Source organism: bacterium (genome assembly GCA_035295165.1).
Classification (GTDB): Bacteria; Sysuimicrobiota; Sysuimicrobiia; order Sysuimicrobiales; family Segetimicrobiaceae; genus JAJPIA01.
This window is the reverse complement of record DATGJN010000092.1, coordinates 111,673-135,349: the sequence shown is the minus strand read 5'-3', so window position 1 is coordinate 135,349 and position 23,677 is coordinate 111,673. Positions and strand designations below refer to the sequence as shown.

At 67.5% G+C, this 23,677-nt stretch carries 23 protein-coding genes, 1 tRNA gene and 1 pseudogene; 5 read left to right on the top strand and 20 right to left on the bottom strand.

The features are described from left to right. Window positions 1–99: 99 nt before the first annotated feature. The 5 genes and pseudogenes from ftsX to VKZ50_16075 form a co-directional block, all read right to left on the bottom strand. A complete protein-coding gene (gene ftsX / locus VKZ50_16095; protein HLJ61247.1) occupies window positions 100–996 on the bottom strand; it encodes a permease-like cell division protein FtsX in 897 nt (298 codons plus the stop codon). Continuing rightward, window positions 993–1,673 (bottom strand): annotated as a pseudogene (gene ftsE / locus VKZ50_16090) (cell division ATP-binding protein FtsE). Before ftsE ends, ftsX begins: the two are co-directional and overlap by 4 nt. Window positions 1,674–1,825: 152 nt before the next feature. Beyond that, a complete protein-coding gene (surE, locus tag VKZ50_16085) occupies window positions 1,826–2,596 on the bottom strand; it encodes a 5'/3'-nucleotidase SurE (protein ID HLJ61246.1) in 771 nt (256 codons plus the stop codon). Window positions 2,597–2,626: 30 nt separating this feature from the next. Continuing rightward, window positions 2,627–3,172, bottom strand: coding sequence for a macro domain-containing protein (locus VKZ50_16080; GenBank protein ID HLJ61245.1), 546 nt, complete (start codon window positions 3,170–3,172; stop codon window positions 2,627–2,629). Between the two features lie 67 nt (window positions 3,173–3,239). Next, on the bottom strand, window positions 3,240–4,415 hold the full coding sequence (locus VKZ50_16075; protein HLJ61244.1) for a HEAT repeat domain-containing protein: 1,176 nt from the start codon (window positions 4,413–4,415) through the stop codon (window positions 3,240–3,242). 151 nt (window positions 4,416–4,566) lie between these two features. Here VKZ50_16075 and VKZ50_16070 point away from each other — a divergent pair, with 151 nt between their 5' ends. Then, the gene (locus tag VKZ50_16070; GenBank protein HLJ61243.1) at window positions 4,567–4,929 is read left to right on the top strand and encodes a hypothetical protein; all 363 of its coding nucleotides are present in this window, start codon (window positions 4,567–4,569) and stop codon (window positions 4,927–4,929) included. Next, complete coding sequence (hpt, locus tag VKZ50_16065; GenBank protein HLJ61242.1) at window positions 4,926–5,516, top strand: hypoxanthine phosphoribosyltransferase; 591 nt, start codon at window positions 4,926–4,928, stop codon at window positions 5,514–5,516. Before VKZ50_16070 ends, hpt begins: the two co-directional genes overlap by 4 nt. Window positions 5,517–5,657: 141 nt before the next feature. Here hpt and dinB read toward each other — a convergent pair whose 3' ends face one another. From dinB to VKZ50_16045, 4 genes are all read right to left on the bottom strand, one after another. Beyond that, window positions 5,658–6,857 (bottom strand): DNA polymerase IV, encoded by a 1,200-nt coding sequence (gene dinB, locus VKZ50_16060; GenBank protein HLJ61241.1) that lies wholly within the window; start codon window positions 6,855–6,857, stop codon window positions 5,658–5,660. A gap of 319 nt (window positions 6,858–7,176) precedes the next feature. Then, entirely contained in the window at window positions 7,177–8,073 is an 897-nt protein-coding gene (locus VKZ50_16055; protein HLJ61240.1) for an ABC transporter permease, read from the bottom strand. Beyond that, on the bottom strand, window positions 8,039–8,971 hold the full coding sequence (locus tag VKZ50_16050) for an ABC transporter permease (GenBank protein HLJ61239.1): 933 nt from the start codon (window positions 8,969–8,971) through the stop codon (window positions 8,039–8,041). The genes VKZ50_16055 and VKZ50_16050 overlap by 35 nt, the downstream gene beginning before the upstream one ends. Window positions 8,972–8,998: 27 nt before the next feature. Beyond that, complete coding sequence (locus VKZ50_16045; protein ID HLJ61238.1) at window positions 8,999–10,198, bottom strand: MFS transporter; 1,200 nt, start codon at window positions 10,196–10,198, stop codon at window positions 8,999–9,001. A gap of 181 nt (window positions 10,199–10,379) precedes the next feature. Here VKZ50_16045 and VKZ50_16040 point away from each other — a divergent pair, with 181 nt between their 5' ends. Further along, on the top strand, window positions 10,380–11,093 hold the full coding sequence (locus VKZ50_16040; GenBank protein ID HLJ61237.1) for an RraA family protein: 714 nt from the start codon (window positions 10,380–10,382) through the stop codon (window positions 11,091–11,093). After that, window positions 11,093–12,733: a thiamine pyrophosphate-binding protein gene (locus VKZ50_16035; protein ID HLJ61236.1), complete on the top strand. Its 1,641-nt coding sequence runs from the start codon at window positions 11,093–11,095 to the stop codon at window positions 12,731–12,733. Before VKZ50_16040 ends, VKZ50_16035 begins: the two co-directional genes overlap by 1 nt. Window positions 12,734–12,767: 34 nt before the next feature. On the opposite strand, the gene VKZ50_16030 is transcribed toward VKZ50_16035, so the two are convergent. The 6 genes from VKZ50_16030 to VKZ50_16005 all read right to left on the bottom strand — a co-directional run bounded on the left by VKZ50_16030 (window position 12,768) and on the right by VKZ50_16005 (window position 18,019). Further along, window positions 12,768–13,676 (bottom strand): M23 family metallopeptidase, encoded by a 909-nt coding sequence (locus VKZ50_16030; GenBank protein HLJ61235.1) that lies wholly within the window; start codon window positions 13,674–13,676, stop codon window positions 12,768–12,770. Between the two features lie 69 nt (window positions 13,677–13,745). After that, window positions 13,746–14,165 carry a type II toxin-antitoxin system VapC family toxin gene (locus tag VKZ50_16025; protein ID HLJ61234.1) on the bottom strand — a complete coding sequence of 140 codons (420 nt, stop codon included), beginning with the start codon at window positions 14,163–14,165 and terminating at the stop codon, window positions 13,746–13,748. Beyond that, a complete protein-coding gene (locus tag VKZ50_16020) occupies window positions 14,162–14,452 on the bottom strand; it encodes a type II toxin-antitoxin system Phd/YefM family antitoxin (protein ID HLJ61233.1) in 291 nt (96 codons plus the stop codon). The genes VKZ50_16025 and VKZ50_16020 overlap by 4 nt, the downstream gene beginning before the upstream one ends. A gap of 195 nt (window positions 14,453–14,647) precedes the next feature. Next, entirely contained in the window at window positions 14,648–15,529 is an 882-nt protein-coding gene (locus VKZ50_16015; GenBank protein HLJ61232.1) for an ABC transporter permease, read from the bottom strand. Next, window positions 15,529–16,452 carry an ABC transporter permease gene (locus VKZ50_16010; protein HLJ61231.1) on the bottom strand — a complete coding sequence of 308 codons (924 nt, stop codon included), beginning with the start codon at window positions 16,450–16,452 and terminating at the stop codon, window positions 15,529–15,531. Before VKZ50_16010 ends, VKZ50_16015 begins: the two co-directional genes overlap by 1 nt. A gap of 10 nt (window positions 16,453–16,462) precedes the next feature. Continuing rightward, window positions 16,463–18,019: an ABC transporter substrate-binding protein gene (locus VKZ50_16005; GenBank protein HLJ61230.1), complete on the bottom strand. Its 1,557-nt coding sequence runs from the start codon at window positions 18,017–18,019 to the stop codon at window positions 16,463–16,465. Window positions 18,020–18,473: 454 nt separating this feature from the next. On the opposite strand from VKZ50_16005, the gene VKZ50_16000 reads away from it, so the two are divergent. After that, the gene (locus VKZ50_16000; protein HLJ61229.1) at window positions 18,474–19,859 is read left to right on the top strand and encodes a cytosine permease; all 1,386 of its coding nucleotides are present in this window, start codon (window positions 18,474–18,476) and stop codon (window positions 19,857–19,859) included. 38 nt (window positions 19,860–19,897) lie between these two features. Here VKZ50_16000 and VKZ50_15995 read toward each other — a convergent pair whose 3' ends face one another. The 5 genes from VKZ50_15995 to VKZ50_15975 all read right to left on the bottom strand — a co-directional run bounded on the left by VKZ50_15995 (window position 19,898) and on the right by VKZ50_15975 (window position 22,807). Next, window positions 19,898–20,287, bottom strand: a complete 390-nt coding sequence (locus VKZ50_15995; GenBank protein HLJ61228.1) for a hypothetical protein — start codon at window positions 20,285–20,287, stop codon at window positions 19,898–19,900. A 150-nt stretch (window positions 20,288–20,437) separates the two neighbouring features. Continuing rightward, complete coding sequence (locus tag VKZ50_15990) at window positions 20,438–20,641, bottom strand: hypothetical protein (GenBank protein ID HLJ61227.1); 204 nt, start codon at window positions 20,639–20,641, stop codon at window positions 20,438–20,440. Between the two features lie 85 nt (window positions 20,642–20,726). Beyond that, a tRNA-Glu gene (locus tag VKZ50_15985) sits at window positions 20,727–20,802 on the bottom strand. Between the two features lie 185 nt (window positions 20,803–20,987). Beyond that, the gene (locus VKZ50_15980) at window positions 20,988–22,058 is read right to left on the bottom strand and encodes an AMIN domain-containing protein (GenBank protein ID HLJ61226.1); all 1,071 of its coding nucleotides are present in this window, start codon (window positions 22,056–22,058) and stop codon (window positions 20,988–20,990) included. Between the two features lie 413 nt (window positions 22,059–22,471). Beyond that, window positions 22,472–22,807, bottom strand: a complete 336-nt coding sequence (locus VKZ50_15975) for a hypothetical protein (GenBank protein HLJ61225.1) — start codon at window positions 22,805–22,807, stop codon at window positions 22,472–22,474. Between the last annotated feature and the right edge of the window lie 870 nt (window positions 22,808–23,677).

The following is a 23,677-nucleotide window of genomic DNA, read 5'->3' as shown; positions in this document are numbered from 1 at the left end:
GCGGTTGCCGCCTCCCTACCGAGCTCCCCCGCCGAGCGCGGCGCCGCTCCAATCTACACCGTTTCGACACCGTTCGATCCCCGCCGAGCGCCCGCGAGGTCAGACGCGCAAGTGCCTCCTCACGGCGAGGAGGCTCCCCACGACCCCGATCACCACACCCCACACCAACAGCTTCCAGAGCAGCCCCAGCGCGACCTGCTCGGGCCCCGGGAGCGGCAGGAACGGCAGCGAACTTCGGGCACTTTGCACGACCAGCGCGTACAGTCCGGCGACCGCGACAAACGCCCCGACCGCCCCACAGGCGCCCGTGACGGCTCCCTCGATGACGAACGGCCACCGGATGAACCACGCCGTCGCCCCCACGAGCCGCATCACTTCGATCTCGGTCCGGCGAGCGAACACCGTCAGCCGGATCGTGCTGGCGATGATGACGAGGGCCACGAGCGCGAGCGCGCCGCCCACCGCCGCGCCGAACAGCCGCACCACCCGGGTCAACGCGAACAGATGCCCCACGGCGCCCCCGCCGTAGCTGGCCATCTCGACACCGGGCAGGCGCTGCGCCGCCGCGGCGATCACCTCAAGCCGGTCCGGTCGATCGGCGTCCACCACGAACGACGCCGGCAACGGGTTCCGCGCCAGCAGATCCCGGAACTGGACCCCGCCGCCAATCGACCGTCGAAGCCGGTCGAGCGCCTCCCCTTTCGACACGTAGGCCACGGCGGTCACGCCGGGCAGCGACTCAAGCCGCGCGCGCACGGCCGCGACCGCGGTGTCGGCCAAACCGTCCTTCAGGTACACGACCGTCTGCACCTGAGATTCCAGCCGATGCGCGATGTAGTCTAGGGCGCCCGCGACCACAAGCGCGGCCCCGAGGGCGACGAGGGTCACGATCGTAACCGTCACGGCGGCGAGGCTCATGAGCCCGTTGCGCCGAAACGCCTGCAGACCCTCGGAGAGGAAATAGCGGGCGCCGCGTGACGGCTGGATCGAACTCATCGACCGCCGTACAGTCCCCGCCGCTGGTCGCGCACCACGGCGCCGGTGTCCAGTGCGATCACGCGGCGACGCAGGATGTCGACGATCATCTTATCGTGGGTCGTCACGACCACGGTCGTCGCGCGCAGGTTGATCTGGGACAGCAACTGCACGATCTCCCACGACGTGTCAGGATCCAGGTTTCCCGTCGGTTCGTCGGCAAGCAACAGCGGCGGGCGATGGACGAGCGCGCGGGCAATGCTGACGCGTTGCTGCTCTCCGGCGGACATCTGCCCCGGCAGCGCGTCGGCGCGGGCGGCAAGCCCGACAACCTCGAGCACCTCCGCGACGCGGCGCGCCAGGTCGCGGGATGGCGCGCCGGTCACCTCCAGCGCAAACGCGACATTCTCCCGCGCGGTTTTTCTCGGGAGCAGCTTGAAGTCCTGAAACACGACGCCGACGCGACGCCGCAGAAACGCGACCTGGCGCGCGGGCAGCCGGGTGATGTCCCGGCCGTTCACGAGCACGCGCCCCGACGTCGGCGACTCTTCCCGGTAGATCATCTTCATCAACGTGGACTTGCCCGTGGCCGTCGGCCCCACGATGAACACGAACTCCTCGGGCGCGATGCGAAACGACACGTCCCGCAGCGCCGTGACCCCGTTGGGGTAGATCTTCGTGACGTGCTCGAATTCGACCGCGGCGGGTCCGAGTGCCGCCGCCGGGTCCGGCTCGGATGCCGCAGCACCCTCGTGGGGTGGCGTCCCGCCCGGGTCCGCCGGCGCGGACACGACGACGGTCCGCGGCGCGCGGGCCGCGCCATCCTCGGCCCGGGTCGTCACCGCCGGGGTCAGGTCGTCGGGACGGTCAGGTTCCACGACCGAACGACCGCGTCCAGCTCGTCATGCGTCATGTCCAGCCGAAGGGGGGTCACGGAAATCCTGCCCTCCGCGACCGCGCGCACATCCGTGCCCTCCGCGCTGCCCTCGTCGGCGGCCGATCCGGTGAGCCAATAGTAGTCGCGGCCGCGCGGATCGGATCGCTTCTCGAGTCGGCTCACGTAGCGGCGCGTGCCCTGCCGGGTAATCTCCACGCCGCGGAGCTCGTCCGCCGGAAGGTTCGGCACGTTGACGTTCAGGAAGGTGTCGCGGGGCAGCCCGCGCCGCGAGAGCTCGCCCACCAACGTCGCCGCGAACGCCGCGGCGGGCTCCCAGTGGATCTCGCGAAACGCCCCGACCGAGATCGCCACGGACGGGATCCCGAACAACGCCGCTTCCACCGCACCCGACACGGTGCCGGAGTAGATGAGATCCATGCCAAGGTTGGCGCCTACGTTGATGCCGGACACCACGATGTCGGGCGGCGTCCCCATAAGGTCGAGCACCGCCAGCACGACGCAGTCGGCGGGTGTACCGTTCGTGGCCCACGCCGTCACGTCCACGTCACGGATGCTCGCGCGCGTCGCCCGCAGTGGTTTGTGCAGCGTGATCGCATGGCTGGCGGCGCTTCGCTCGTGCTCGGGAGCCACGACGTACGTCTCCGCCACGCGGCAGACCGCGCGCGCGAGCGCGGCAAGGCCGGGCGACGTGATGCCGTCGTCGTTGGTCAGCAGAACGCGCATCGGGAGCCCGACCCGGCGCTCTGGGCGCCATCACACGAGGGCGTCAAGCGCGACCACAAACGCATCGTAGGCTGCGACATCGTAGAGCGCAAACACCACCTCGTCGAGGGAACTCCCCGCGCGCAGATGAGCGGCGGTTTCCTGCAACATCACCGCGGCGGCCCGGGCCGAGGGAAATCCGCCGACGCCGGTCCCGAGCGCCGGGAAGGCCACGGACCGCAGGCCGAGGGAATCGGCAACGCGGAGCGCGCTTCGAGTGGCTTCCCGGATGATGCCCGCGCCCGTCGCGAGGTCCTGCCCCATCGTCACGGCGTGGATGACGTATCGCGCCCCGAGCCGTCCCGCCGCCGTGGCCACCGCCCCGCCGATCGGCACCGGTCCGAGTGCGATCGCTTCCCGCTCGATTTCTGGTCCGCCGCGCCGCTTGATCGCCCCCGCGACGCCGCCCCCCATCCACAACCGGTCGTTCGCCGCGTTGACGATCCCGTCGACCGCGAGGAGGGTCACATCCCCGCAGACGATGCGGATGCGCGCGGATCCGACCCCGCGTTCGCGCGCCGTGGGCACATCCGTCACGGCGTCCCCGGCCACCCCCATGCACGATCGCGGCGCCGGACGAAGCGGCGCCCGACGATCTGCGCGCTCAATCTTGATCTCGCCACCAGTCCGGTGACACGTCCTTCTTCTTATACGTCTTCACGACCGGCCGGGTCCCCGCCTTTTCGCGGGCGACGCGCTTCCGTAGCTCCTCGTACTCGTGAAGGTTCGTGAGCATCTTGAGCGCGTCCCAGATGGCCTCCTCGACCTGCCCGCCGTCTCGCAGCAGCAGATCGACGAGCGGCTCGATGACGCGCTTGTCCCGCAGCTTGCTGAGCAGGCGGATCGAGAGTCGCTTGACGTCCGGGTCGTCGTCCGCGAGATAGCGCAGCAACGGTTCGAACGATGCGTCCCCGAGCAGCCCGTACAGCGCCTTGAGCGCGAACCGCCGCACCTTGCCGCTCGGGTTCTCCATCGCGCTGTGGAGCGACGCAAGCACCGCCTCGCGATCGCCCTGCGCGAACGCCTGCACCACCTCTGCCGGCAACAACGCGTCGCGATCGCCGGCCGGCATCGCCAGCACCCCGCGCTCCTCGAGCCGCCCGACGGTCCCGACCACGGTCTCCTGCAACCGCGGGTCCGTCAGGAACGTCTGCACCATCGGCACCACGACGCGCCGATCGCCGACACGACCCAAGATCGTCAGGGCCGTCAGCTTGACGTAGTAGTTCTCGTCGCCGAGCACCGCGAGCAGCGGCTCCACGATGCGCGGCCCCATGTCGGTCAGGATACGCCAGACCTGCGGACCGATGCGCCGCCTGAGGTAGCGATCCTTGAACGCCTCCATGAGGGCGGGGACGGCTTCGGCGCCGATCCGAGACAGTGCCTCCGTCGCAGCGGAGACCAGCGATCGCTCGCGCCGGGCGAGCACCTTGACGAGGGCCTCGACGGCCCCGGCATCGCGGAGCTCGCCGAGCCCCTTGACCGCCTGCACGCACACCTGCTCCGAGCGGTCGGCGAGCGCGACGCGCATCGCTTCCATCGCCCGGTGACCGCCAATCCGGCGCAGCGCGATCACGGCACTCTTTCGGACATACTCATCCTGATCGTGGAGTGCCTCGGCCAACGCAGGCACCGCCCCTTCGTCGGCCAACTTGCCGAGCGCATGCGCAGCATCGCTCCGCAGCGTCACGTCAGTGCTGCGCAACTGCTGCACGAAGCGCTCCAGCTCGTGGCCGGACCCGGGCGTCTCAGGCCTGGCCGGGGTCGGTGTGGTGGTCATAGATACACGCCTCCTTGCGCCACCGAGACGTTCGCCGCTTGGTGGAACCTCTCCTTGATTGTAGGATTATTTGTCCTTGATTACTTGATTATTTGTACACCCCCGTCTATACTGACGTCCAGAGCAGCTCCGCGGAGGAACCAGCCGGACAGTGAAGGACTCCGTAAGCGCGACGGCCGGCTCGGCGACGTTTGCACACGCGAGCGAGGCCGAGTTCGCACGAATCCTCGACTTCTACGGGATTCGCTGGGAATACGAGCCCCGGACGTTCCCCCTCCGATGGGATGACCAGGGGCGGATTCTTGAGAGCTTCAGCCCGGATTTCTATCTGCCCGACCTGGATCTGTTCATCGAGCTCACGACCCTGAAGCAGAGCCTCGTCACGAAGAAGAATCGCAAGGTGCGGCGCCTACGTGAACTTTACCCAGATGTGCATATCAAGATCTTCTACGGACGCGATTTTCGGCAGCTCGCGCTGAAGTACGGTCTGGAACCCGCGACGGTCAGCCGGTGAACGCCCCGGCCCAGGATGTTCGGGAGGTCCTGCTCACCCACGAGCAGATTGCGGCGCGGGTGCGAGACCTCGGCGCCGCGATCTCGCGCGACTACGTCGACCGCGTACCGCTCCTGGTGTCCGTACTCAAGGGCGCCGTGTACTTTCTGACTGATCTGAGCCGGGCGATCGAGGTCCAGACCGAGATCGACTTCATGGCGATCACGACCTACGGCACCGCGCGGGCGAAGAGCGGCGTCGTGCGCCTCATCAAGGATCTCGACGTAGAGATCACGGGCCGCGACGTGTTGCTGGTCGAGGACGTGATCGATACCGGCTTAACGGCGGGCTATCTTGTCCGCCTGCTGCAAGCGCGTTCGCCGGCCACGCTCCGGATCTGTACCCTGCTTGATCGGCCGTACCGGCGCATTCTGGATACCCTTGAGATCGGCTACCGCGGGTTCGAGATCCCCGATCGGTTCGTGGTCGGGTACGGCCTCGACTACCGGGAGCGCTACCGGCACCTCCCCTTCATCGGGGTGTTAAACGACGAGGTGCTCGCGGCGGCGGGCGGAACGCGCCCTCAACCGGTTCCCGACACGACCTGAGTTCCGCGCTTCCGTTCGGGGTCGGAACCCCACCGCCCAGCGCGCCGGGCGGTCACGACCGGGGCCGCTGGGCGCCGAGCGCTCGCGACCCGGCAGCAGAGTCGCGGCGATCCAACGCGGGGCGCACGCGGGACCCCGCAGCTATTCGCCCGGACCTACGAGGCGCGCCTGACGGACGGTGCCGCCGCCGAAGCGCGTATTGATCGCATCCACGACGCGGTCCACGCGGTCCCGCCGTTCACCGCTCCCGAACAACAGCAACTGTTTGGACGCCGCCCGGGAGAGCCGTGAGGCACTGACCCCGAGCAGCCTGACCGACCGCTCGAGCGGTTGCAGACGGTCCCACATCCGGGAGACGACATCGCGGAGATCGGCACCGGCGTCTGTCGGCCACGCCAGCGTGGTGGCGCGCGTGATCGTCCGGAAGTCGGCGTAGCGCACCTTGAGCGTCACCGTGGCTGCGAGAGCGCCGTCGGCGCGCAACCGTCGCGCAACATCCTCAACCAACTCCGCCAAGACGCGTCCGAGCGTGTCCAGCGAGTCCGTGTCCTGGTCGAACGTGGTCTCGCGTCCGATCGACTTAGCGTCCTGCGACGTGACGACCTCACGGTCGTCGAGTCCGCGACTGAGCTGCGCCAGATGCTCCGCCGAAGATCCGACGGCCGCGCGCAACACCGAGGTCGGCGTGCGCCGCAGCGCCCCCACGGTGGAGACACCGAGCGCCGCAAGCCGCTGGCGCATCTCCTTGCCCACCCCCCACAACGCGGTCACCGGCAGCGGATCGAGCGTCGACTGCACCTCGTCGGGATAGACGCGCCGCAACCCGTCGGGCTTCGCAAGTTCGCTCGCCAGCTTGGCGAGAAACTTGTTCGGGGCGACGCCGAGGGACACGGGCAGGCCGAGGGCGCGGCGAATGCGCGCCTTGATCGCGGCGGCGATCGAAAGACCCGGGTCCTCGCGCGTCCCGGCGGCCGCGGGGGCATCGATCGGCACTGGGCACCCCGTGAGATCCAGGAACGCTTCGTCGATCGAGAGCGGCTCGACCTGGGGCGTGAACGTGCCAAGGAGCTCGAACAGTTCCGCGGACACGGTACGGTACTTGTCCATGTCCACGGGAAGAAACACGGCGTGCGGACACCGCGCGCCCGCCTCCCGCGACGGCATCGCGGAGTGCACGCCATATCTGCGTGCCTCGTATGATGCTGCCGCGACCACGCCGCGGGCGTCCGGAGGGGCGCCGACGATCACCGGCCGCCCGCGTAGGCTCGGGGTGTCCCGAACCTCGATGGACGCATAGAACGCGTCCATATCCACGTGGGCGATCGTGCGATCCGCCCTCATCCTCGCCTCCGGCGCGACGAGCCTTTGACTACGAACGCACGTTCGTATTCGACCCCATACTAGCGTGGGGCACGGGAACGGTCAAGAGCCGGCGGACGTCACGGGTGTCGGGCGACCGTCAATGGGAGAATCAGCAACAAGGAACGTTGTCCCGACATGTTTTGAAGGCAGGCGGAACGCCGGCCGCGACAAACGGGACTTCGCCGGGCAAAGGCCGTCCGCTCCGCGTCCGCACGTGCCGACGCCGGACGAGCGGTTGCTGCGTGTCGGCGCCCCGTGGCGCGACCAGCTCGATCGATTGTCGTTCCGTTCGAATGTCCTACAGGACCTTCATCCGCGGGTCGAGCGCATCGCGGAGGCCGTCGCCGAGCAGGTTGAACGCCATGACCGAGAGGAAGATCGCAAGCCCCGGGAATGTCGCGATGAACCACGAGGCGAGCAGGTAGTTCACGGCGTCTCCCAACATCGTCCCCCACTCCGGAGTCGGCGGTTTCACGCCGAGGCCGAGAAACCCGAGCGCGGCCGCCGTCAGGATCGCCACCCCAACCTGAATGGTCGACTGCACGATCAGCGGGGCCGCGGTGCTCGGCAGCACGTGCTTGACCATGATCCGCCAGTCGTTCATCCCGATCGAGCGCGCCGACTCGACGTACGTCAGCTCGCGCGTGGACAGCGCGACACCGCGGATGAGGCGCACGTACACCGGGACGGTCGCGATGCCCACACTGAGAATCACGTTCGTCAGGCCCACCCCAAGCACGCTGATCAGCGTCAGGGCGAGGAGAAAGCCGGGGAACGCCAGCATGACGTCGACGACGCGCCCGATCACGATGTCCACCGCGCCGCCGTAGTACCCGGACACAAGCCCGAGGGGCACGCCGGCGGCGAGCGCGACTACGACGGAAATCACGCCGATCAGAAGCGAGAATCGACCGCCGTACACGACGCGCGTCAGCAGGTCACGCCCGAGCTGATCTGTACCGAACGGATGGGCGAGGGCCGGCGGCTGCAACACCGCGTTGAAGTCCGCGGTGTCCGGATTGTATGGCAGGATCGCGCCCGCGAGCGTGGCCGAGGCAACCATCACCAGGAGGATCACCAGCCCGACCATTGCAATCTTGTTCCGCCGGAGCCGGCGGAGGATCGCGAGCGGGTGGTGGAACACCCGCTCCGCCGGGCGCTCAACTGTATCGAATGCGCGGGTCGATGTAGCCATAGAGAATGTCCACGGCCAGGTTAACGACGAGAAACGTGACGGCGAACAGGAGCACGACGCCCTGGATAATCGGGTAGTCGCGCGCCTGGATCGCATTGACGAGCAGGGTGCCGATCCCCGGCCACGAGAACGTCCGCTCCGTGACGATCGCCCCGCCCAGCAGGGTCGCCGCCTGGAGCCCGGTCACGGTGATGACCGGAATCAATGAGTTGCGCAGCGCGTGGCGGTACACGACGACACGCTCGCCGAGCCCCTTCGCGCGCGCCGTGCGGACGTAGTCCTGATGCAGCGTCTCGAGCATGCTGCTCCGCGTCTGCCGCTCGATCGTGGCCAACGCAAAGGCCGAGAGCGCGATCGACGGCAGCACGAGGCTGGTCGCCGCGGCGTCGCCGCCCGCGGGCAGCAGGTGCAGCCACACCGCGAACACGACCATCAGCATCAGCCCGCCCCAGAACACCGGGATGCTGATGCCGGCCAGCGCGAGCACCGTCACCAGGTAGTCCGTGGACGTGTACTGCCGCGTGCTGACGACGATCCCGGACACGATGCCGAAGACCACCGCGATCAGCGTGGCCGTCGCGGCGAGCAACGCGGTCGCCGGCAACCGCGTCGCGATCTCGTACGAGACCGGCGCCTGCGTGACCACGGAGTTGCCGAGATTGCCGCGCACCAGGTTCTCCATGAAGATCTCATACTGCACCGGCAGCGGCTGCGTCAGCCCGAGCTGGACCCGGATGTGGTTGACCTCGTCCTCGGTGGCGTTCAGTCCGGCGAGGAGGCGCGCGGGGTCACCGGGCAGCATCCGAATCATGAAGAACACAATCAGCGTGACCCCGAACAACGTCGGGATCGCCGCCACGATCCGGCGCATCGCAAAGCCGACAAAGCCTCCGGTCACGCGTTCCCTCCAGGACTCACAATATGCCTACGGGCCGTCGGGCTCCTGCCTCGCTCGCCCAAGCCCGCGCGTCCCGGCCGCGCAGATCGCCAGGATCGCTGCCGCCATCCCGAACACCGGCCGGATCCCGAACGCGGCGGCGCACAGACCGCCCACGATGGGCCCGATCAGGTTCCCCACCATGATGGTGCTGCTTGTCAACCCCATGATCGCCCCGAGGCGCTCGGCCGGCGTGACCCGGGCGACGATCGCGAACAGCGGCGGCAGCACGCCCGCCACGAAGAACCCGAGCAGTGCCCGAAATACCAAGAGCGTGTACGGCGAGTGCACGCCTGCTTGCAGGGCGTACGCGAAGCACGCCCCCCAGAGCACGATCACGAGCACGCGCGCCTCGCCCGACCGATCGGACGCCCGCCCCCACACGGGCGCGCCCAGGATGGCGGTGATCCCCGTCACGGAGAACAGCACGCCGGCGACGGTCGCGACACGCGCCGTCGGCACGCCCAGCGTCTGCACGTAGATCGGAAAGATCGGCTCCACCACCATCACCGCCATCTGGCTCGCGCACAGCAGGAGGCCGGTCGTCCGAAGCGCGGGCGACCCGAAGAAGTAGGCGAAGTTCTCACGCACGCCCGGCCGCGCAACCTGGACGCGTGCCACGGCGGGCTCGCGGACACCGCGCAGGACCACCGCCGCCGCGACCCAGCACAGCAGCCCATTCACGACGAACACATGGCGATAGCCCAGCAGGTCGGCCAACCCACCCCCGATCAACGGGCCGATGACGCTCCCCGCAGTCATCGACGTCTGCAGCAAGCCCATCGCCGCGCCGAGGCGGTCCCGCGGCATCGCCGAGGAGACGAGGGCGTTCGTTGCGGCGACGAAACCGCTCACACCGCCCTGCAGCGCCCGGAGCGCCAGCAGCTGCCACACGTTGAGCACGAACGCGGCGAGGAGGTTCGTGAACCCGATGCCGCCCAGGGCGCGGATGACCATGATCTTGCGGCCGTAGCGGTCGCCGAGCATGCCCCAGAGCGGGGCCGCGAGGGCCTGCGCGAAGAACGGCGCCGCGAACAGGATGCCGCTCCACCGCTCCACGGCCTCGAGCGGCGCCACCCCGAGCGTGCCGATGTAGAGCGGCATAAACGGCACGATGAGCGACAACCCGACCATGGCGAGAAACTGGGCCGCCCACAGCGTGTAGAGGTTGCGTTGCCACTGAGCCATCACCGCGGCTCCCGATCACCGGTCCACGCGAAGCGCTCCTGGGAGACGTGCGCAGGCTTCGCGACGCCGGGCGGTGCCGCGAACGTCGGCGCCGGCGCGCGACGGGCCCGCGAGAGGTGTCCTCTCGTCGGCGCGAGAATGTGTCGCCAGGATCGCACAACACGATCACCGGAGGGTCGCAATGGCCACCCCGTTATCTCCCGACCTGCTCGCGCGGCTTCGGACGATCCCCACCCCCGCCTTGTCGAACGGCGTGGAGGTGTTCAACGTCAGGCCGCGCACGGCCGGGTTCATGTCCAGCCAGATCCGCTGCATCTTCCCCGACCTCGGCGCGATGGTCGGGTACGCGTTCACCGCAACGTGCCGCGCTGCGGAGCGCCCTCCCAAGGACGCCGACGAGCACCGCTTCGCGATGTGGCGTGCGATCGAACAGATCCCCGCGCCGCGGATCATCGTGCTGCACGACCTGGACGTCCCGGCCGGTATCGGCGCGTACTGGGGCGAGGTGCAGAGTAACATCCACTTGGCGCTGGGCTGCGTCGGCACCGTGACCGACGGCAGCGTGCGGGACCTGGACGAGGTGCGTGCCCTCGGCTTCCATTTCTTCGCCGGAAGCGTGGCGGTCTCCCACGCATACGTACACCTCGTGGACTTCGGGAAGCCGGTCGAGGTCGGCGGACTGTCGGTGCGCCCGGGCGATCTCCTGCACGCCGACCAGCACGGGGTGCTCTTGATCCCGCCGGAGATCGCCACCAACGTGGCGGACGGTGTCGCGCAGGTCGAGCGGCGCGAGCGGGAGATCATCGAGTACTGTCGTTCTCGGGGGTTCACGCGGGAAGGTCTCGAGGCGCTGTACCGGCGGCCGCGGAGCGAGCCTCAAGGCGACCGCCGCTGATGCTCGCGAAGACCGCACTGTTCGAGATGCTCCGCCAGCGGGGCGTCCGGCACGTCTTCGGGAACCCGGGCACGACCGAACTGAGTTTCATGGAGATGTTCGCGGACTATCCGGACGTCGGCTACGTCCTGTCGCTTCAGGACGCGATCCCCGTTGGAATGGCCTACGGCTACGCGATGGCGACGGGTGAACCCGCCTTCGTCAACCTGCACATCACCCCCGGCCTGGCGAACGGGCTCGCCAACATCTTCAACGCGTACCGGGCGAAGGCGCCGATCGTCGTCACCGCCGGACAGGTGGACCGGCGGATGATCCTGCAGGAGCCGAGCCTCTGGAGCGACCTGGCGCGGGTGGCCTCGCCGTTTACGAAGTGGTCCTACGAGGTCCGCACCGGCGCGGACATCCCGATTGCGCTCGAGCGGGCGTTCAAGATCGCAGCCGCGCCGCCGGCGGGACCGGTGTTCCTGTCGCTCCCGATGGACTGCCTCGACGAAGAGGTTTCGGGCCCTGTGCCGTGGACCGCCCTCGCGGGTGGCACCCGCCCCGAACCTGCGGCGCTCGATCGCGTCGCCGACGCCCTCGCCGGGGCGAGGGCTCCCGTCTTGATCGTCGGCGCCGGCGCCGCCGCGCCGGCCGCACGGACGGCGCTCGTGCGCATCGCCGAGGCGACGGGCGCCAGAGTGTACGGCGAGCGCCTACCCGTACGCTCGGTGTTCCCTACCAACCACCCACAGTACCTCGGGATGATCGGATTGTCGCTCAGCCAGCTCCGGGCCGAGCTCGCGGACGCCGACGTCGTCGTCCTCGCCGGCGCGCGGAAGTTCGCATCGCTGCTGTACAGCCCGCCGGTCACGCTCGCCGCCGGCACAATGGTTGTCCACGTCGATACCGATCCCTGGGAGATCGGCAAGAATGTCCCGACGACGCTCGGCATCGTCGGCGACGCATCCGCAGTCTTCGCCGACGTCGCCGACCGGCTCGCGGAGGGAATCAACGCCGCCGGCCGCCGCGCGGCCGACGCGCGCGCCGCCGAGGTCCGCATGGAGCGTGGCCGGCGGGAGGAGGCGTGGAAGCAGGCCGCCGCCCTGCCCAAGCCGGGGGAGCGCATGACGATCGCCGCCGCATACGGGATCCTGGGCGAGTTCGCCGACGAACAGGTCACGATCGTGGACGAGGCCATCACGGCCGCGCGGTTGATCGACCGCTACGTCCCGTTCCACACGGAGCGGTCGTACTTCGGGGTCGCCGCTGGATCGCTGGGGCTCGGGTTGCCGGCCGCCCTCGGCGCCCAGATGGCCTGGCCGGACCGCCGCGTCATCTGCACGATCGGCGATGGGTCGATCATGTATACAATCCAGGCGCTCTGGACCGCCGCCCGCTATCACATTCCCGCGACTGTCATGGTCGTGGACAACCGCGCCTATCAGGTTCTCAAAGACGGCATGGCCGAGTACAAAGGCGGCCCTGTTCCTCGCGAGCGCCTCATCGGAATGGACCTCGACGCGCCGGCGGTGGACCTGCCGGGTGTCGCGAGGGGCTTCGGGGTCCAGGCCCGACTCGTCACAGAACCCGGGGAGTTGCGCGAGGCCCTGGCCGAGCGGAGCACGGAGCCCCGGCTCATCGACGTTCTCGTTCAATAGCAGGCGATCTTCGCGCGGTGACCGGCGTCGCGCGTTACGGCGCCGTCAAACCCGCGTGCGGCACCGTCCAGAACAGGGGATTGACGGGCAGGCCGTTTACGTAGAGGCCCCAATGGACGCTGGGACCGGTGACGAGCCCCGTTGCGCCGATGCGCCCGATCACGGCGCCACGCTCCACACGCGCCCCCTCATGAACCACGAACGCGGAGAGATGGAGGTACTCGGAGAGCACGCCCTGTCCGTGATCGATGACGATGGTGTTCCCGCCAAGCGGCAACGGCCGCGCTAGCGCCACCACGCCGGCGTTGGCTGCAACGACGGGTGCGCCTTCGAGCGCGGCGAAATCCACGCCCATATGCCACCATTCCCGACGGCCGTTGTACACGCCCTGCTCCCCATACGGGGAATCGATCGGGCCATCCGAGGGCACGGCGAAGACACCGTCCCACCACGCCGTCGACGTGCGCCGGCGGAGGACGGGAACGAGCGCGCGACTCTCGATCGCAAGGTTCTGGGGCGTGATCAGTCCGAACGTCGTCGGGCCCAGGGTCAAGTGGCGCACCCCAAACCGTCCCGCCGCAAGATGGACCGTCTGCGTCATCCGCCGCATGGTGCCGCCCGCGTCGCGAATCGCGGCGGCGATCGTGTGGCTCCCGGCGGCGACATCGGGATCGGTGCCGATGAGCGCGCGGAGATCGCCGCCCGGTGTCGCGTATGTCGCCACCGCGCTCCCGTCGAACGTCAGGGTCGCGCCGGCATGATCCGGCACCGACACCAGCACGACCAGGGTATCGCCCTGCACGGGGGCGCTGGGAAAAACCCGCACCGCGCCGAAAGACCGCGGCGTCCCCGCGGCGCTGCCCGGCGTCGACGCGACGAACGAGAACATTGCGCCGAGCGCGGCGGCGGCGCCGAGCGCACAGAGGCATACAACGCGGGTCATCCGGACGGGAGCGCCTGCCAGGGTCTCCGGGGCCGGGCTGCGAGACGTCCACATGACTCGACCCTGGCCCTACGGCCGCGTCGTCAGCCCTTCGATCCGTGCCGCCTGCGCGAGGTGAGGGTCCAGCACGACCATCTCGCCTCCCTGCGGCAGCTTCATCCAGCTCAGCGCCGCCGCGAGTTGCAACGCGTCCCCGGTTCTGAGCGCATGCGTCCTGACGAGACGGCCCGCGTGCGCCCGCACCTCCTCGTTGGGGAGAATCTCCGTCCAGGCGCGCTCAAGGTCGTGCAGCAGGCCCCGCGCCGCGTCCTCTCGTTTGCCGGGCAACGCCAGACCGCGCCTGAGGCGCGCGAATACAGACCAGCACTCGACCGTCGCCCCCCACCACACTACCATACCGGGATCCTCGTGCCACAACGTCCGCACGGCGGGAGACCACGGCTGCGCCACGCACAGCGGGACGATCGCGGACGCGTCCCAGAACCTCATCGGTCGCGCCGCCGCGCGTCGATGAGTGCTGCAAGAGCGCGGCCCGCCGCATCGCGCGGGCGAGGCCGGTCCCAAAAGCCCGCCGGCAACCTCCGGATCGGGAGGCGCACGAGGCCTGCGCGCGCCATCTCGACAAGGCGCGCCTCCATGCGGTGCGGCGCGGCGACCGGCACGAGGCGTGCCACCGGTTTGCGATGGTCGGTGACGAGGACCTCCTCCCCTGCGCTGGCGGCTTCGACATACTTGCTAAGATGCGCCCGGAGTGCCGCGATGGACGCCTTTCGCACGGGACACCTCGTTTTTCAAATTATGTCTAGTATAGTCATACAAAGTGTACGTGAATAGACATTTTACGTCAAGATGTCCATCGGATCATGGTAATCTATGAGGAACATCTAAGGTCATATGAGGACAGATTATGCTGCGTAGAGGCGACTCACCCAGCGGAAAGCGCCCCCTGCGGGTCCGAGCTGTAGGGCGTATCAACGAAGATCAGGACTCAGCCTATCGCGCAGCCAATCGCCCATCAGGTTGAAGCCCATGACCGCGAGCATGATCGCGAGGCCGGGGAACGTGGAGTCCCACCACGCCGTCTCGATATAGTTGCGGCTGTCGGCGAGCATCCCTCCCCACGACGGCACCGCGGGATCCACGCCGAGCCCGAGAAACGTGAGCGCCGCCTCCAGCAGGATGTTGTTGGCGATACTCAGTGTGGCAAGCACCACCACCGCGCCGAGCGCATTGGGCAACATGTGGCGCCAAATGATGCGTCGGTCGCGAATCCCAAGCGCGCGGGCCGCCTGAATGTAGTCGGCCTCCTTTACCGCGAGCGCTTCGCTGCGAACGAGTCGGGCGTAGGACGCCCACTGTGTGACCGCGAGCACGAAGATAATGCGGCTGAGACCGGGACCGAGCACGGCGATCACGACAAGGGCGAACAAGATGAACGGGAAGCTAAGTTGCAGATCGGCGAGCCGCATCATCGCCTCGTCCCACCAGCCGCCGTAGTAGCCTCCGACGAGCCCGAGCGCGGTGCCCACGACGCTGCTCAGCGCCACGGAAACGAGCCCAACTTCAAGCGAGATCCGGGCCCCGAAAATGATCCGGCTCAGCATGTCACGGCCGATCGCGTCCGTGCCCAACAGATAGGGCGATCCCGGTGCCAGCCAGGCTGGGGGTGTCAGACGCGCCCGCAGATCGGCCGCTTCAGGATTGCGGGGCGCGAGCACAGGCGCACCCAGGGCGGCCGCGAGCGAGAGACCGACGAGCGTCAGCCCCACGAACAACGTGAGCTGTAGCCCGATCGGCGAGCGACGCCGGGCGGCCGCGGAGAGCCCGCCGACGGCGGCCGGCGTCGCGGCCATCAACCCACCCGCACCCGCGGATTCAGCAACCCGTAGCTCAGATCGACGAGCAAGTTGACGGCAACGACGCCCAGCGCGAGCACGACGACCACCCCCTGCACGACCGGGTAGTCCCGATAGCTCACGGCCTCCAGCGCGAGTTGGCCGAGCCCTGGCCAGGCAAACACGTTCTCGAGAATCACGACCCCGCCGAGCAGCCCGCCGAACTGCAGGCCGATGAACGTCACGACCGGGAGCAGTGCGTTCCGGAGGCCGTGGCGCACGATCACCGTGCGCTCCGCCATTCCCTTTGCGCGAGCGGTGCGGATGTAGGGCTGGCCCAGTGTATCGAGCAGGCTCGCGCGCACCAGGCGCACGAGCGTGCTCGCCAGGATGACGCCGAGGGTCAGGCACGGAAGGACCAGCGACATCGGCCCGCTGTATCCCGATGGAGGAAACCACCGGACCCGGACTGCGAGGATGAGGATCAGCATGATCCCGAGCCAGAAGTTGGGGAACGACAGCCCGAGCAGGCTGGCGACGCGAATCAGGAAGTCAGCGAGCGCGTTCCGGTGCATCGCCGCATACACACCCAGCGGGAACGCCACCGTGAGCGCGACGACCATGCCGCCCACCGCCAGTGCCAGCGTCGGCCCTGCCCGTTCCAAGATCAGGCCGGATACCGGTTGCCCGCTGCGGAACGAGGTTCCGAGGTTGCCCCGCAGCGCCTGGCCGGCGAACCCAAGGTACTGTGCCAGGAACGGACGGTCCGTGCCGAATGCCCGGTGCATCCGCTGAATGTCCTGAGTGCTCGGCGCGCCGGCACCCTCGAATAGGGCCACCGCCGGATCACCGGTCAGGCGGATCCCGAACGCGACGAACAGCGTAATCGCCGCCAGGACGGCGAGAGCTCCGCCCATCCTGGCGGCGACGTAGCGGATCACCGAACGACTACTACTTCACCGATACCGCGAGGAGTCGAACCCGATCGTCCGGCGGCGCGACGAACCCCTGCACCCGTCTGTTGACGCCCCACAGGTTGATCTGCTGCCACAGCGGGAAGTCGATCGCGAGGTCATAGAGCCGGTGGTCCAACCCGTAAAACGCCGTGAGCCGCGTCTTCTGATCGTTCGTGGTGCGCTCCTGGGTTAGGTACTTCTCCACGTCCGCGTCGCTGAACACCGGGTTCCAATACTCGCCCTTGTGATACAGGAGGTCGGCCGTGTTGTCGAAATCGAGGGTCCACCCGCCCCAGCCGAATTCGTAAATCTGCCCCGTCTTCGCGTGGGGTATCGTGTCGCTGAAATACGTCACCTGCTCGACCGGCTGCAGGGTCAGCTTCAAGCCGATCGCCTGCAGGTAGCTCACCATCGCCTGCGCGGCCTCACGGAAATCCGCGTTGTTGCTGGGGAAGCTGAGGGTGATTTCGGTGCCCGGCTTGACCCCGGCCTCGGCGAGGAGCTGTTTCGCCTGCGTCGGATCGTACGGGTACGGTTTCATCGACGGGTCGTTCCCGAACGAGAGCGGACTCTGGAACGTGGACACGCGGCGTCCGTATCCTCCGAGAATGGTCTGGATGATCGTCTGCACGTCGATCCCGGCGATCACCGCCTTGCGAAACCGCACGTCGCCCGCGGGCGCCTTCGACGGGTCGAACCGGATCTCGGTGACGGTCGGGCTGCCCACCGTGAGCAGGGTGAGATTGCCATCGGCCTTGACGACGTTCGCCTGCGCGACCGGCACGCCCGGCGCGATGTCCGCCCGCCCGGCCTGCAGCTCGGCGACCCGCGTCGCGGCCTCGGGCACGAATCGATAGGTCACCGCCGAAAGCTTCGGCACGCCGCCCCAGTAGTTCGCATTCGCGGCGAGCGTCAGATGATCGTCCTTCCGGTACTCGACGAACTTGAACGGACCGGTCCCCACCGGGTTCGCCCCGAAGTACGCGCTGCCGTGCTCCTGCACGTATTTCGGAGGCACGATCATCCCGCCGTACCCGGCGAGCTTGGTGATGATCACGGGGTCCTGTTCCTTCATCACAAGGTTGACGGTATAGGGATCCACCACCTGAGCGTGGTCGATCGACTTGTAATTGCCTTGCTGTGGCCCCTTTGCACCCTCCGGTCCGAGCAATCGGTCGAACGTGAACTTAACCGCATCCGCGTTGAACGGCTCGCCGTCGTGAAACGTGACGCCGCGCCGCAGCTTGAACTGCAGGACGTCCTTGCTGATCCACTTCCAGCTCGTCGCGAGCCCGGGCCGAATCACAAGGTCAGGCCCGCGGTCGACGAGGCCGTCGAAAATGTTGCATCCGACCATGCCCCACGACAAGAGGAACGTGGCGATGGGATCCCAATTCTGCGGGTCCTGCGCCTGGACGATCACAAGCGACTGCCCGCGGCTCTGCGCCGTGGACTGCGCTCCCGCCGGGCCACCCCACGCCAGCGCTCCGAGCACAACGCAGAGCGCGAGGACTCCACCGATTCGAACGAACCGACCCTGCCGCCACGCCATCTCGTCGCCTCCCATCCGCTACGATGGATCCACTCGGTCGAGCCTGTGCGATGCACCGTGATTTGACCTCGGAGCGGGTGCTCCCTGCCCCATCCGATGCGATCGGTGTGGCCGGCCTGTACCGCGCCTCCGGCACGGTGCCGCGGCGGTGTAACGATTCCGTCGATGGGGAAGGAGCGACGACGGTGCGCCGCCACGGACGTCGAAATATCGCGGGACATGGCGCCGTTGTGCCAGTATGGAAGGGCGCGCGCCATCCCCGTCACCCGCCGAGCGCCGGTTCGGGCACATGGCGATCCGCGAGTGGCCGCGCGCACTCCCGAGGGACGGCAGCAAGGCCCCGGTTCATCCAGAAGCGCAGGCCCATGCGCAAACACACGATTTGTGCACGCGCAGGTGAGAGACGCACCGCACTAACTCGTGCCCGCGAGCGTCTCATCGGGGGGTGACGTTCATGTCGCCGGACGCGCTGTATCGTGACGAGGTGTTGGTCGTCGAGCCTCATGGGCTCGAGCGTATCAACGACGCGGAGCGCCACGGAACGCTCGCCGGGCAGTTCAACGTGTGGTTCGCCGCGAACATGCACCTCACGACGCTGGTGCTCGGCGCGCTTGGCATCACGCTCGGGCTCGGCTTCTGGGGCACCGCGCTGAGCTGCGCGCTCGGCAACTTGTTCGGCGCGCTCGGCAACTCGCTGTGCGCGGCCATGGGCCCGAGGCTCGGCATGCCGCAGCTTCCGATGAGCCGGTCCGCGTTTGGCTACCGGGGCAACTATCTCCCGGCGTTTCTCGCGTGGCTCGGATACATCGGGTGGGTCACCGTCGACAACACCCTCGGCTCCCAAACGAGTCAGCAGTTGTTCGGCACGCCGTACGTGCCAACCGCGGTGACCCTGGGCGCCGCCACCATTGTCATCACGATTTACGGGTATAACTTCGTGCATGCGTGGGAACGGTGGCTGACGCGGGCAAGCGTCCTGGTGTTCGCGTTCCTGACGATCTTCGCCCTTCAGCATGGCGCCGGGCCGGCCGCAGTACCAACCAAGGGCGGAGCGGCGTTCTGGATGGCGTGGCTGCTCGAGTTCACGATCATGTTCTCGTACACGGTGAGCTGGGCTCCGTACGCGGCAGACTATGCTCGCTACCTGCCGAGCGACACGCCGATCCGCCGGCCGTTCTGGTACTCGTTCTGGGGCATGTTCCTCTCCACGACATGGACCAACACCCTCGGAGCCCTGCTCGGCACGCTCGCCGTCGCCGGCGGTGTCATCCCCGCGATGCGGACGGTCGCCGGCATGGGCGCGACGGCGATCTACGCGATCTTGGTCTTGGGATCCATCAGCTCCAACACACTGAACATGTACAGCGGCGGAATGGGCGGCCTCACGTGGGGATTGCCGTTACGGCGCACAGGCGCAACGCTCGTGGTCGGGGCGATTGGCGTCGTGCTGTCCATCCTATTCGGCGGTGCACAGTTCATCAAGTTCTTCCAGGGGTTTCTGTTCCTACTCGTGTACTGGGTGACGCCCTGGATCGCGATCATCGCGATCGACTTCTACGTGTTCCACCGCCGGGGACTCGCGTATCCGGACAGCCGAGAGTTCTACCAGCCGAACGGTGCGTTCGGCGCGTTGCGCTGGGCCGGCCTTGCAGCTTTCGCGATCGGCGTCGCCGCTTCCGTCCCGTTCATGGCCACGGACTGGTACGCGGGCCCGATCGGCAAGGCGCTCGGCGGCGCCGATTTCAGCTACATCGTCAGCTTCGTGGTCGCGGGTGCGATCTATCTCGCGACCGGCCGCCACACGGTCCCACCCATCGCCGCGCCGGCACAGGGAACCTGAGCGAGGGATCCCTGCGGCCGGCGGGCCAATCTCGGAGGTTATCCCATGCCCGCCGCGTCCAACGCGACGATCTCGCCGACGTCGTTGCGAACATAGCACACGATACGCACACCCAGCGTCCGGTCGTCAGTCTGTGTCGGATCTTCTAGCGCCCCGACGCCGAGCAGCGCCATGCCGTCCCCGTGCCAGTCCTCCGGATTGCTGACGTACCGGCAGGGCTTCTCGAGCAATGCGCCGCGGTCCTTTTCCAGCTCGACAACGTATTGAAAGAGCTCGACCGCATCACCGTGGCTCGCCAGGAGGATACGCTCTCCGCTTTGGGGCTTGTAAGCTTCCACGGTGCGCTCGTCACTCATCATGATCAGGTCGTGCGGACCGATCTCCACGATCTGACCGCGCTGGTCTATCTCGAAGATCGTCTGTGGCATGACCTCACTCCCGATCGCCGAGAACTTGCCCTACACATCCTAGTGTCAACGACACGCGATCAGATTCCCACCGAGGAAGACCGTCCCTGCGCCGACGACGTACTCCCGGGTCAGTAGCGCGGACCGAGCCCCTTGCCGACGCGAGAGCGACTAGTCGTTCTCTTCTTCTTCGTCGTCGTCGTCATCCTCATCGTCGTCGTCCTTATTCTTGCCTTTCGTCTTTCCCTCGAGGATGATCGCTTGTGCGGTCGTGCCGACGATCTTGAACCCACCGCGGGCGGCCTGGTTCAACGCTCCCTCAACAGACCCCCTGTCCTCCATCCAGATCACCTTGTACTCGCGCTTGCTGGCCATTTGGAACCCCCTCCTGCGATCGTCGTGCTGAAGTTCCCGGTAGGGTACGATACCTCGGGCGTGCGCGCACCTTCTGGAATCGGTTTGGTGGCCCCAGGGGAATTCGAATCCCCGTTTCGGCCTTGAGAGGGCCGCGTCCTAGGCCTCTAGACGATGGGGCCAGCGCAGAGAACCACTGAACCACTGAGGAGTATAACAAGCCGCACGACCGGGGGCAATCGCGCGCGCACCGGCGGACCTCGCAGCGAAAACACGTTCGCGCAGAGGGCCCCGGCGTATCGCCGCGCCCCCGAACGGCTTGTTGCAGAAACCCAAGCGTCAGCGCCGGCGTGCCGGCACGACACGCCTATCGCGCGGCGGCAGGCTCGGGCAGCGTGGTTACACCGATCTCGAAGACTTGGTTATAGAACGCGTACTGCTTGTCCGTTTGGATGACGATCCACACGCCAAGAGCCGGGTAGGTCAGCGTCTTCAGTCCGTGCGACGCATCGACCAGGACCTGCGAGGGTTCCCCAAGCGCCGCACGCGCATCAGTCTCCGTGCTGCCCACGTGGACTCGGTCTTGGATCGCGTACTGGGCATCGTTGATGACCCACACCCGGTACACGACACCCGCCGGCGTTGTGCGCACGCCAAGTCCGCTGTTGTTCGGCGGCCCAAACCACTCGTACGCCGTGGTCCCGTCGGACAAAGACTGCGACCGCACCGGTTGTCCGAGCGCAGCCACGACTTCCGCGACGCGCATGCCGAGGTGCACCGGACCGATGCCCTTGCCTGGCACCACGCTTTGGACCCGTTGTGCCGGCGTCTGTGTTGGAGCGGTCTGTGCCGGCGGCGTCTGCGTTGGGGCGGTCTGCGCCGGGGGCGTCTGCGGCCGGGTTGGCTGCGGAAGGACGGCGGTGGACTTGAACACGATGGTCGTGTCCTGGGGAGCCTGGGGATGGGCCGAGGGCGGCGCCTGCGCCGTGGTCGATGGCCCTACCCCGCCGCTCGCGACCGCCGACGTCGGCGCGCCGATGCCGATAAGCAACGCGGTCCGATCCGCCGAAGCGGTCACGTGAAACGGCGTGGGCCGCACCATCTCAACGACAACCCGCACCACGTCGGATTGAAATTGCCCGACACGCACCTTGGTCACCACGTGCCCGGCAGTTGGCAGGGTGCCGGCCGGAATCCCGAGTTCGGCGGGGGTTACGTCGATCACGATCCAGTTCGACTGCACTTGCCGGAGCTCGTACCGGATCGGGGCCGATGCGACGACGGACAGTTCAACCCCCTGCACCGTCTCCACCGCGGCGACTTTGGTCACGACGGCTGACCCGGCGCGAACACTTCCGGCACCAACCGCGATGACGACAACAAGGACCGCGATACAAACGAGCGCGTAGGGATATCGGAATCGCAGCGCTCCATTCATGGCGGTCTCTCACCTCCACGCCGCTCCCGGGCTCGGATCCACTCACGAAGCATCGTGAGATCCCCACGTTCCCGCCCCGCGGACGGAAACATGTGGAGCGTTCCTTTTTGACATTGTAGTCGGCGATCCTGCTGGGCGCTAGCGGCCACCCATCGATTGGGTAGAAAAACCCGGGATAGCCTCGGCGTCGTGCGGCACCGCAATGTCGCCGGCACGCCCGATCCCGCACCGCCGTTCGGTGTTCTGCGCTGGATCCCCGCTCCTACAGCCCGGCACAACACAGCCGGCCCGGTCCGTGCTCCGGCCAGCCTCCTCGGCGGATCCACCCCAGGTGCTTTGTTCCATATTCATCGTCCGCCAACGCTGCGACACTGAGTGCGGGGCGGGCCAGGTGTGGCCCGCCCCGCCAGATCCTAGTGTCCGTCCTTCGCTTCTCGCGCCTGGATGTCCTGAAGGTAAGTCTCATTGCGCCGTTTCACCGACTCCCAATCAGGGGCCGCATATAACCCTTCAAGAATGGCAACGCCCCCGTCCTCCCGCGACCACGTCAACTCGACCCGGTCGCCCTTGCGACGCTTCTGGGTTGTTGGCAACATGGTGAGCCTGAACTCGATATGGGGGGCTTCCGCAACGTGAAACACGAGATATCTCACGCCGTTTTGACCGATCAACTGGGGTTCGTCGGAAATGCGGCCGACGAGACGTCGAGAACGCTGTCCACGCCCGCGCAGTGCATCAAACAGTCCCATGTACTCTCCCTCCTGATGGGGACGCATACGGCGGTCAGTCCGCCGCAGTAGCGCAGACCGCTGAATCAACCGCGGGCCGGCGGAGGGAGGGAGATCCGAGTTATACTCGATCGACGGAGTGACTGCAACGCATCGAGCACCGCCTGAACACCGTCACGCATCCAAACCGGAGCGGGTGGGCGCAGGCCGACCACGCTGGAACCCTGAACCGACCACGCTTCGGCTGCGCCTTCGGAATCCGTAGCATGATCCAGGGGAAGGGACACGGTAACCGGAAATGAAATCGGCCGCCCGGCCACCGTACCTGCGCGGGCGGACATGGCACTCGCGAAGCAGACCAATACAACGACCGCCAGGCCGCCCTTCCAAAACACACCGATGCGCTGCGTCGCCATGCCTCCTCGATCGAGCGCCGTCACGTCGCTCGGCGTCCCCCTACTTACTACGTCTCAACGCAGAGAGCCGACGGAACAGTTCCATCGGATCCGGCGGGCGATTCACCAATACCCCCGGCTCCGGCTCCGCCGTCGGCCGCGTGGACGCTTAGGCACCCCTTGAGCGAAGATCGGCAGCCCGCCGCGTCAACCGCCGCTGCCCGACCGGCGGCTGATTCGCGCCGACCGTGGCCATTCGGGTCCTCCATGCGACACTGGATTGGTGAGCGGCTTCGGCGGTCAGCCTCACAAGTGTTCCTGATCCTCCGGGGTCAGTCGAAGAGCGACGCTCCGTAACGGAGGACCAGCTGCATTTGGTCCGCAGCTACGTCGGGCTCATAGACTTCGAGATACGTGACATGGTGACCCGCGTCGTTCGGCCGCAACCCTTTATCGATTACCCTTCTCAAGGCGAGCGGAGGATCGCCCGCGGCGC

Bases quoted from the DNA above. Each gene is read 5' to 3' on its own strand.
- ftsX (HLJ61247.1), bottom strand. From the start codon at position 996: ATGAGTTCGATCCAGCCGTCACGCGGCGCCCGCTATTTCCTCTCCGAG.
- surE (HLJ61246.1), bottom strand. From the start codon at position 2,596: ATGCGCGTTCTGCTGACCAACGACGACGGCATCACGTCGCCCGGCCTT.
- VKZ50_16075 (HLJ61244.1), bottom strand. From the start codon at position 4,415: ATGACCACCACACCGACCCCGGCCAGGCCTGAGACGCCCGGGTCCGGC.
- dinB (HLJ61241.1), bottom strand. From the start codon at position 6,857: ATGAGGGCGGATCGCACGATCGCCCACGTGGATATGGACGCGTTCTAT.
- VKZ50_16055 (HLJ61240.1), bottom strand. From the start codon at position 8,073: ATGGCTACATCGACCCGCGCATTCGATACAGTTGAGCGCCCGGCGGAG.
- VKZ50_16045 (HLJ61238.1), bottom strand. From the start codon at position 10,198: ATGGCTCAGTGGCAACGCAACCTCTACACGCTGTGGGCGGCCCAGTTT.
- VKZ50_16040 (HLJ61237.1), top strand. From the start codon at position 10,380: ATGGCCACCCCGTTATCTCCCGACCTGCTCGCGCGGCTTCGGACGATC.
- VKZ50_16035 (HLJ61236.1), top strand. From the start codon at position 11,093: ATGCTCGCGAAGACCGCACTGTTCGAGATGCTCCGCCAGCGGGGCGTC.
- VKZ50_16030 (HLJ61235.1), bottom strand. From the start codon at position 13,676: ATGACCCGCGTTGTATGCCTCTGTGCGCTCGGCGCCGCCGCCGCGCTC.
- VKZ50_16025 (HLJ61234.1), bottom strand. From the start codon at position 14,165: ATGAGGTTCTGGGACGCGTCCGCGATCGTCCCGCTGTGCGTGGCGCAG.
- VKZ50_16015 (HLJ61232.1), bottom strand. From the start codon at position 15,529: ATGGCCGCGACGCCGGCCGCCGTCGGCGGGCTCTCCGCGGCCGCCCGG.
- VKZ50_16005 (HLJ61230.1), bottom strand. From the start codon at position 18,019: ATGGCGTGGCGGCAGGGTCGGTTCGTTCGAATCGGTGGAGTCCTCGCG.
- VKZ50_16000 (HLJ61229.1), top strand. From the start codon at position 18,474: ATGTCGCCGGACGCGCTGTATCGTGACGAGGTGTTGGTCGTCGAGCCT.
- VKZ50_15995 (HLJ61228.1), bottom strand. From the start codon at position 20,287: ATGCCACAGACGATCTTCGAGATAGACCAGCGCGGTCAGATCGTGGAG.
- VKZ50_15990 (HLJ61227.1), bottom strand. From the start codon at position 20,641: ATGGCCAGCAAGCGCGAGTACAAGGTGATCTGGATGGAGGACAGGGGG.
- VKZ50_15980 (HLJ61226.1), bottom strand. From the start codon at position 22,058: ATGAATGGAGCGCTGCGATTCCGATATCCCTACGCGCTCGTTTGTATC.
- VKZ50_15975 (HLJ61225.1), bottom strand. From the start codon at position 22,807: ATGGGACTGTTTGATGCACTGCGCGGGCGTGGACAGCGTTCTCGACGT.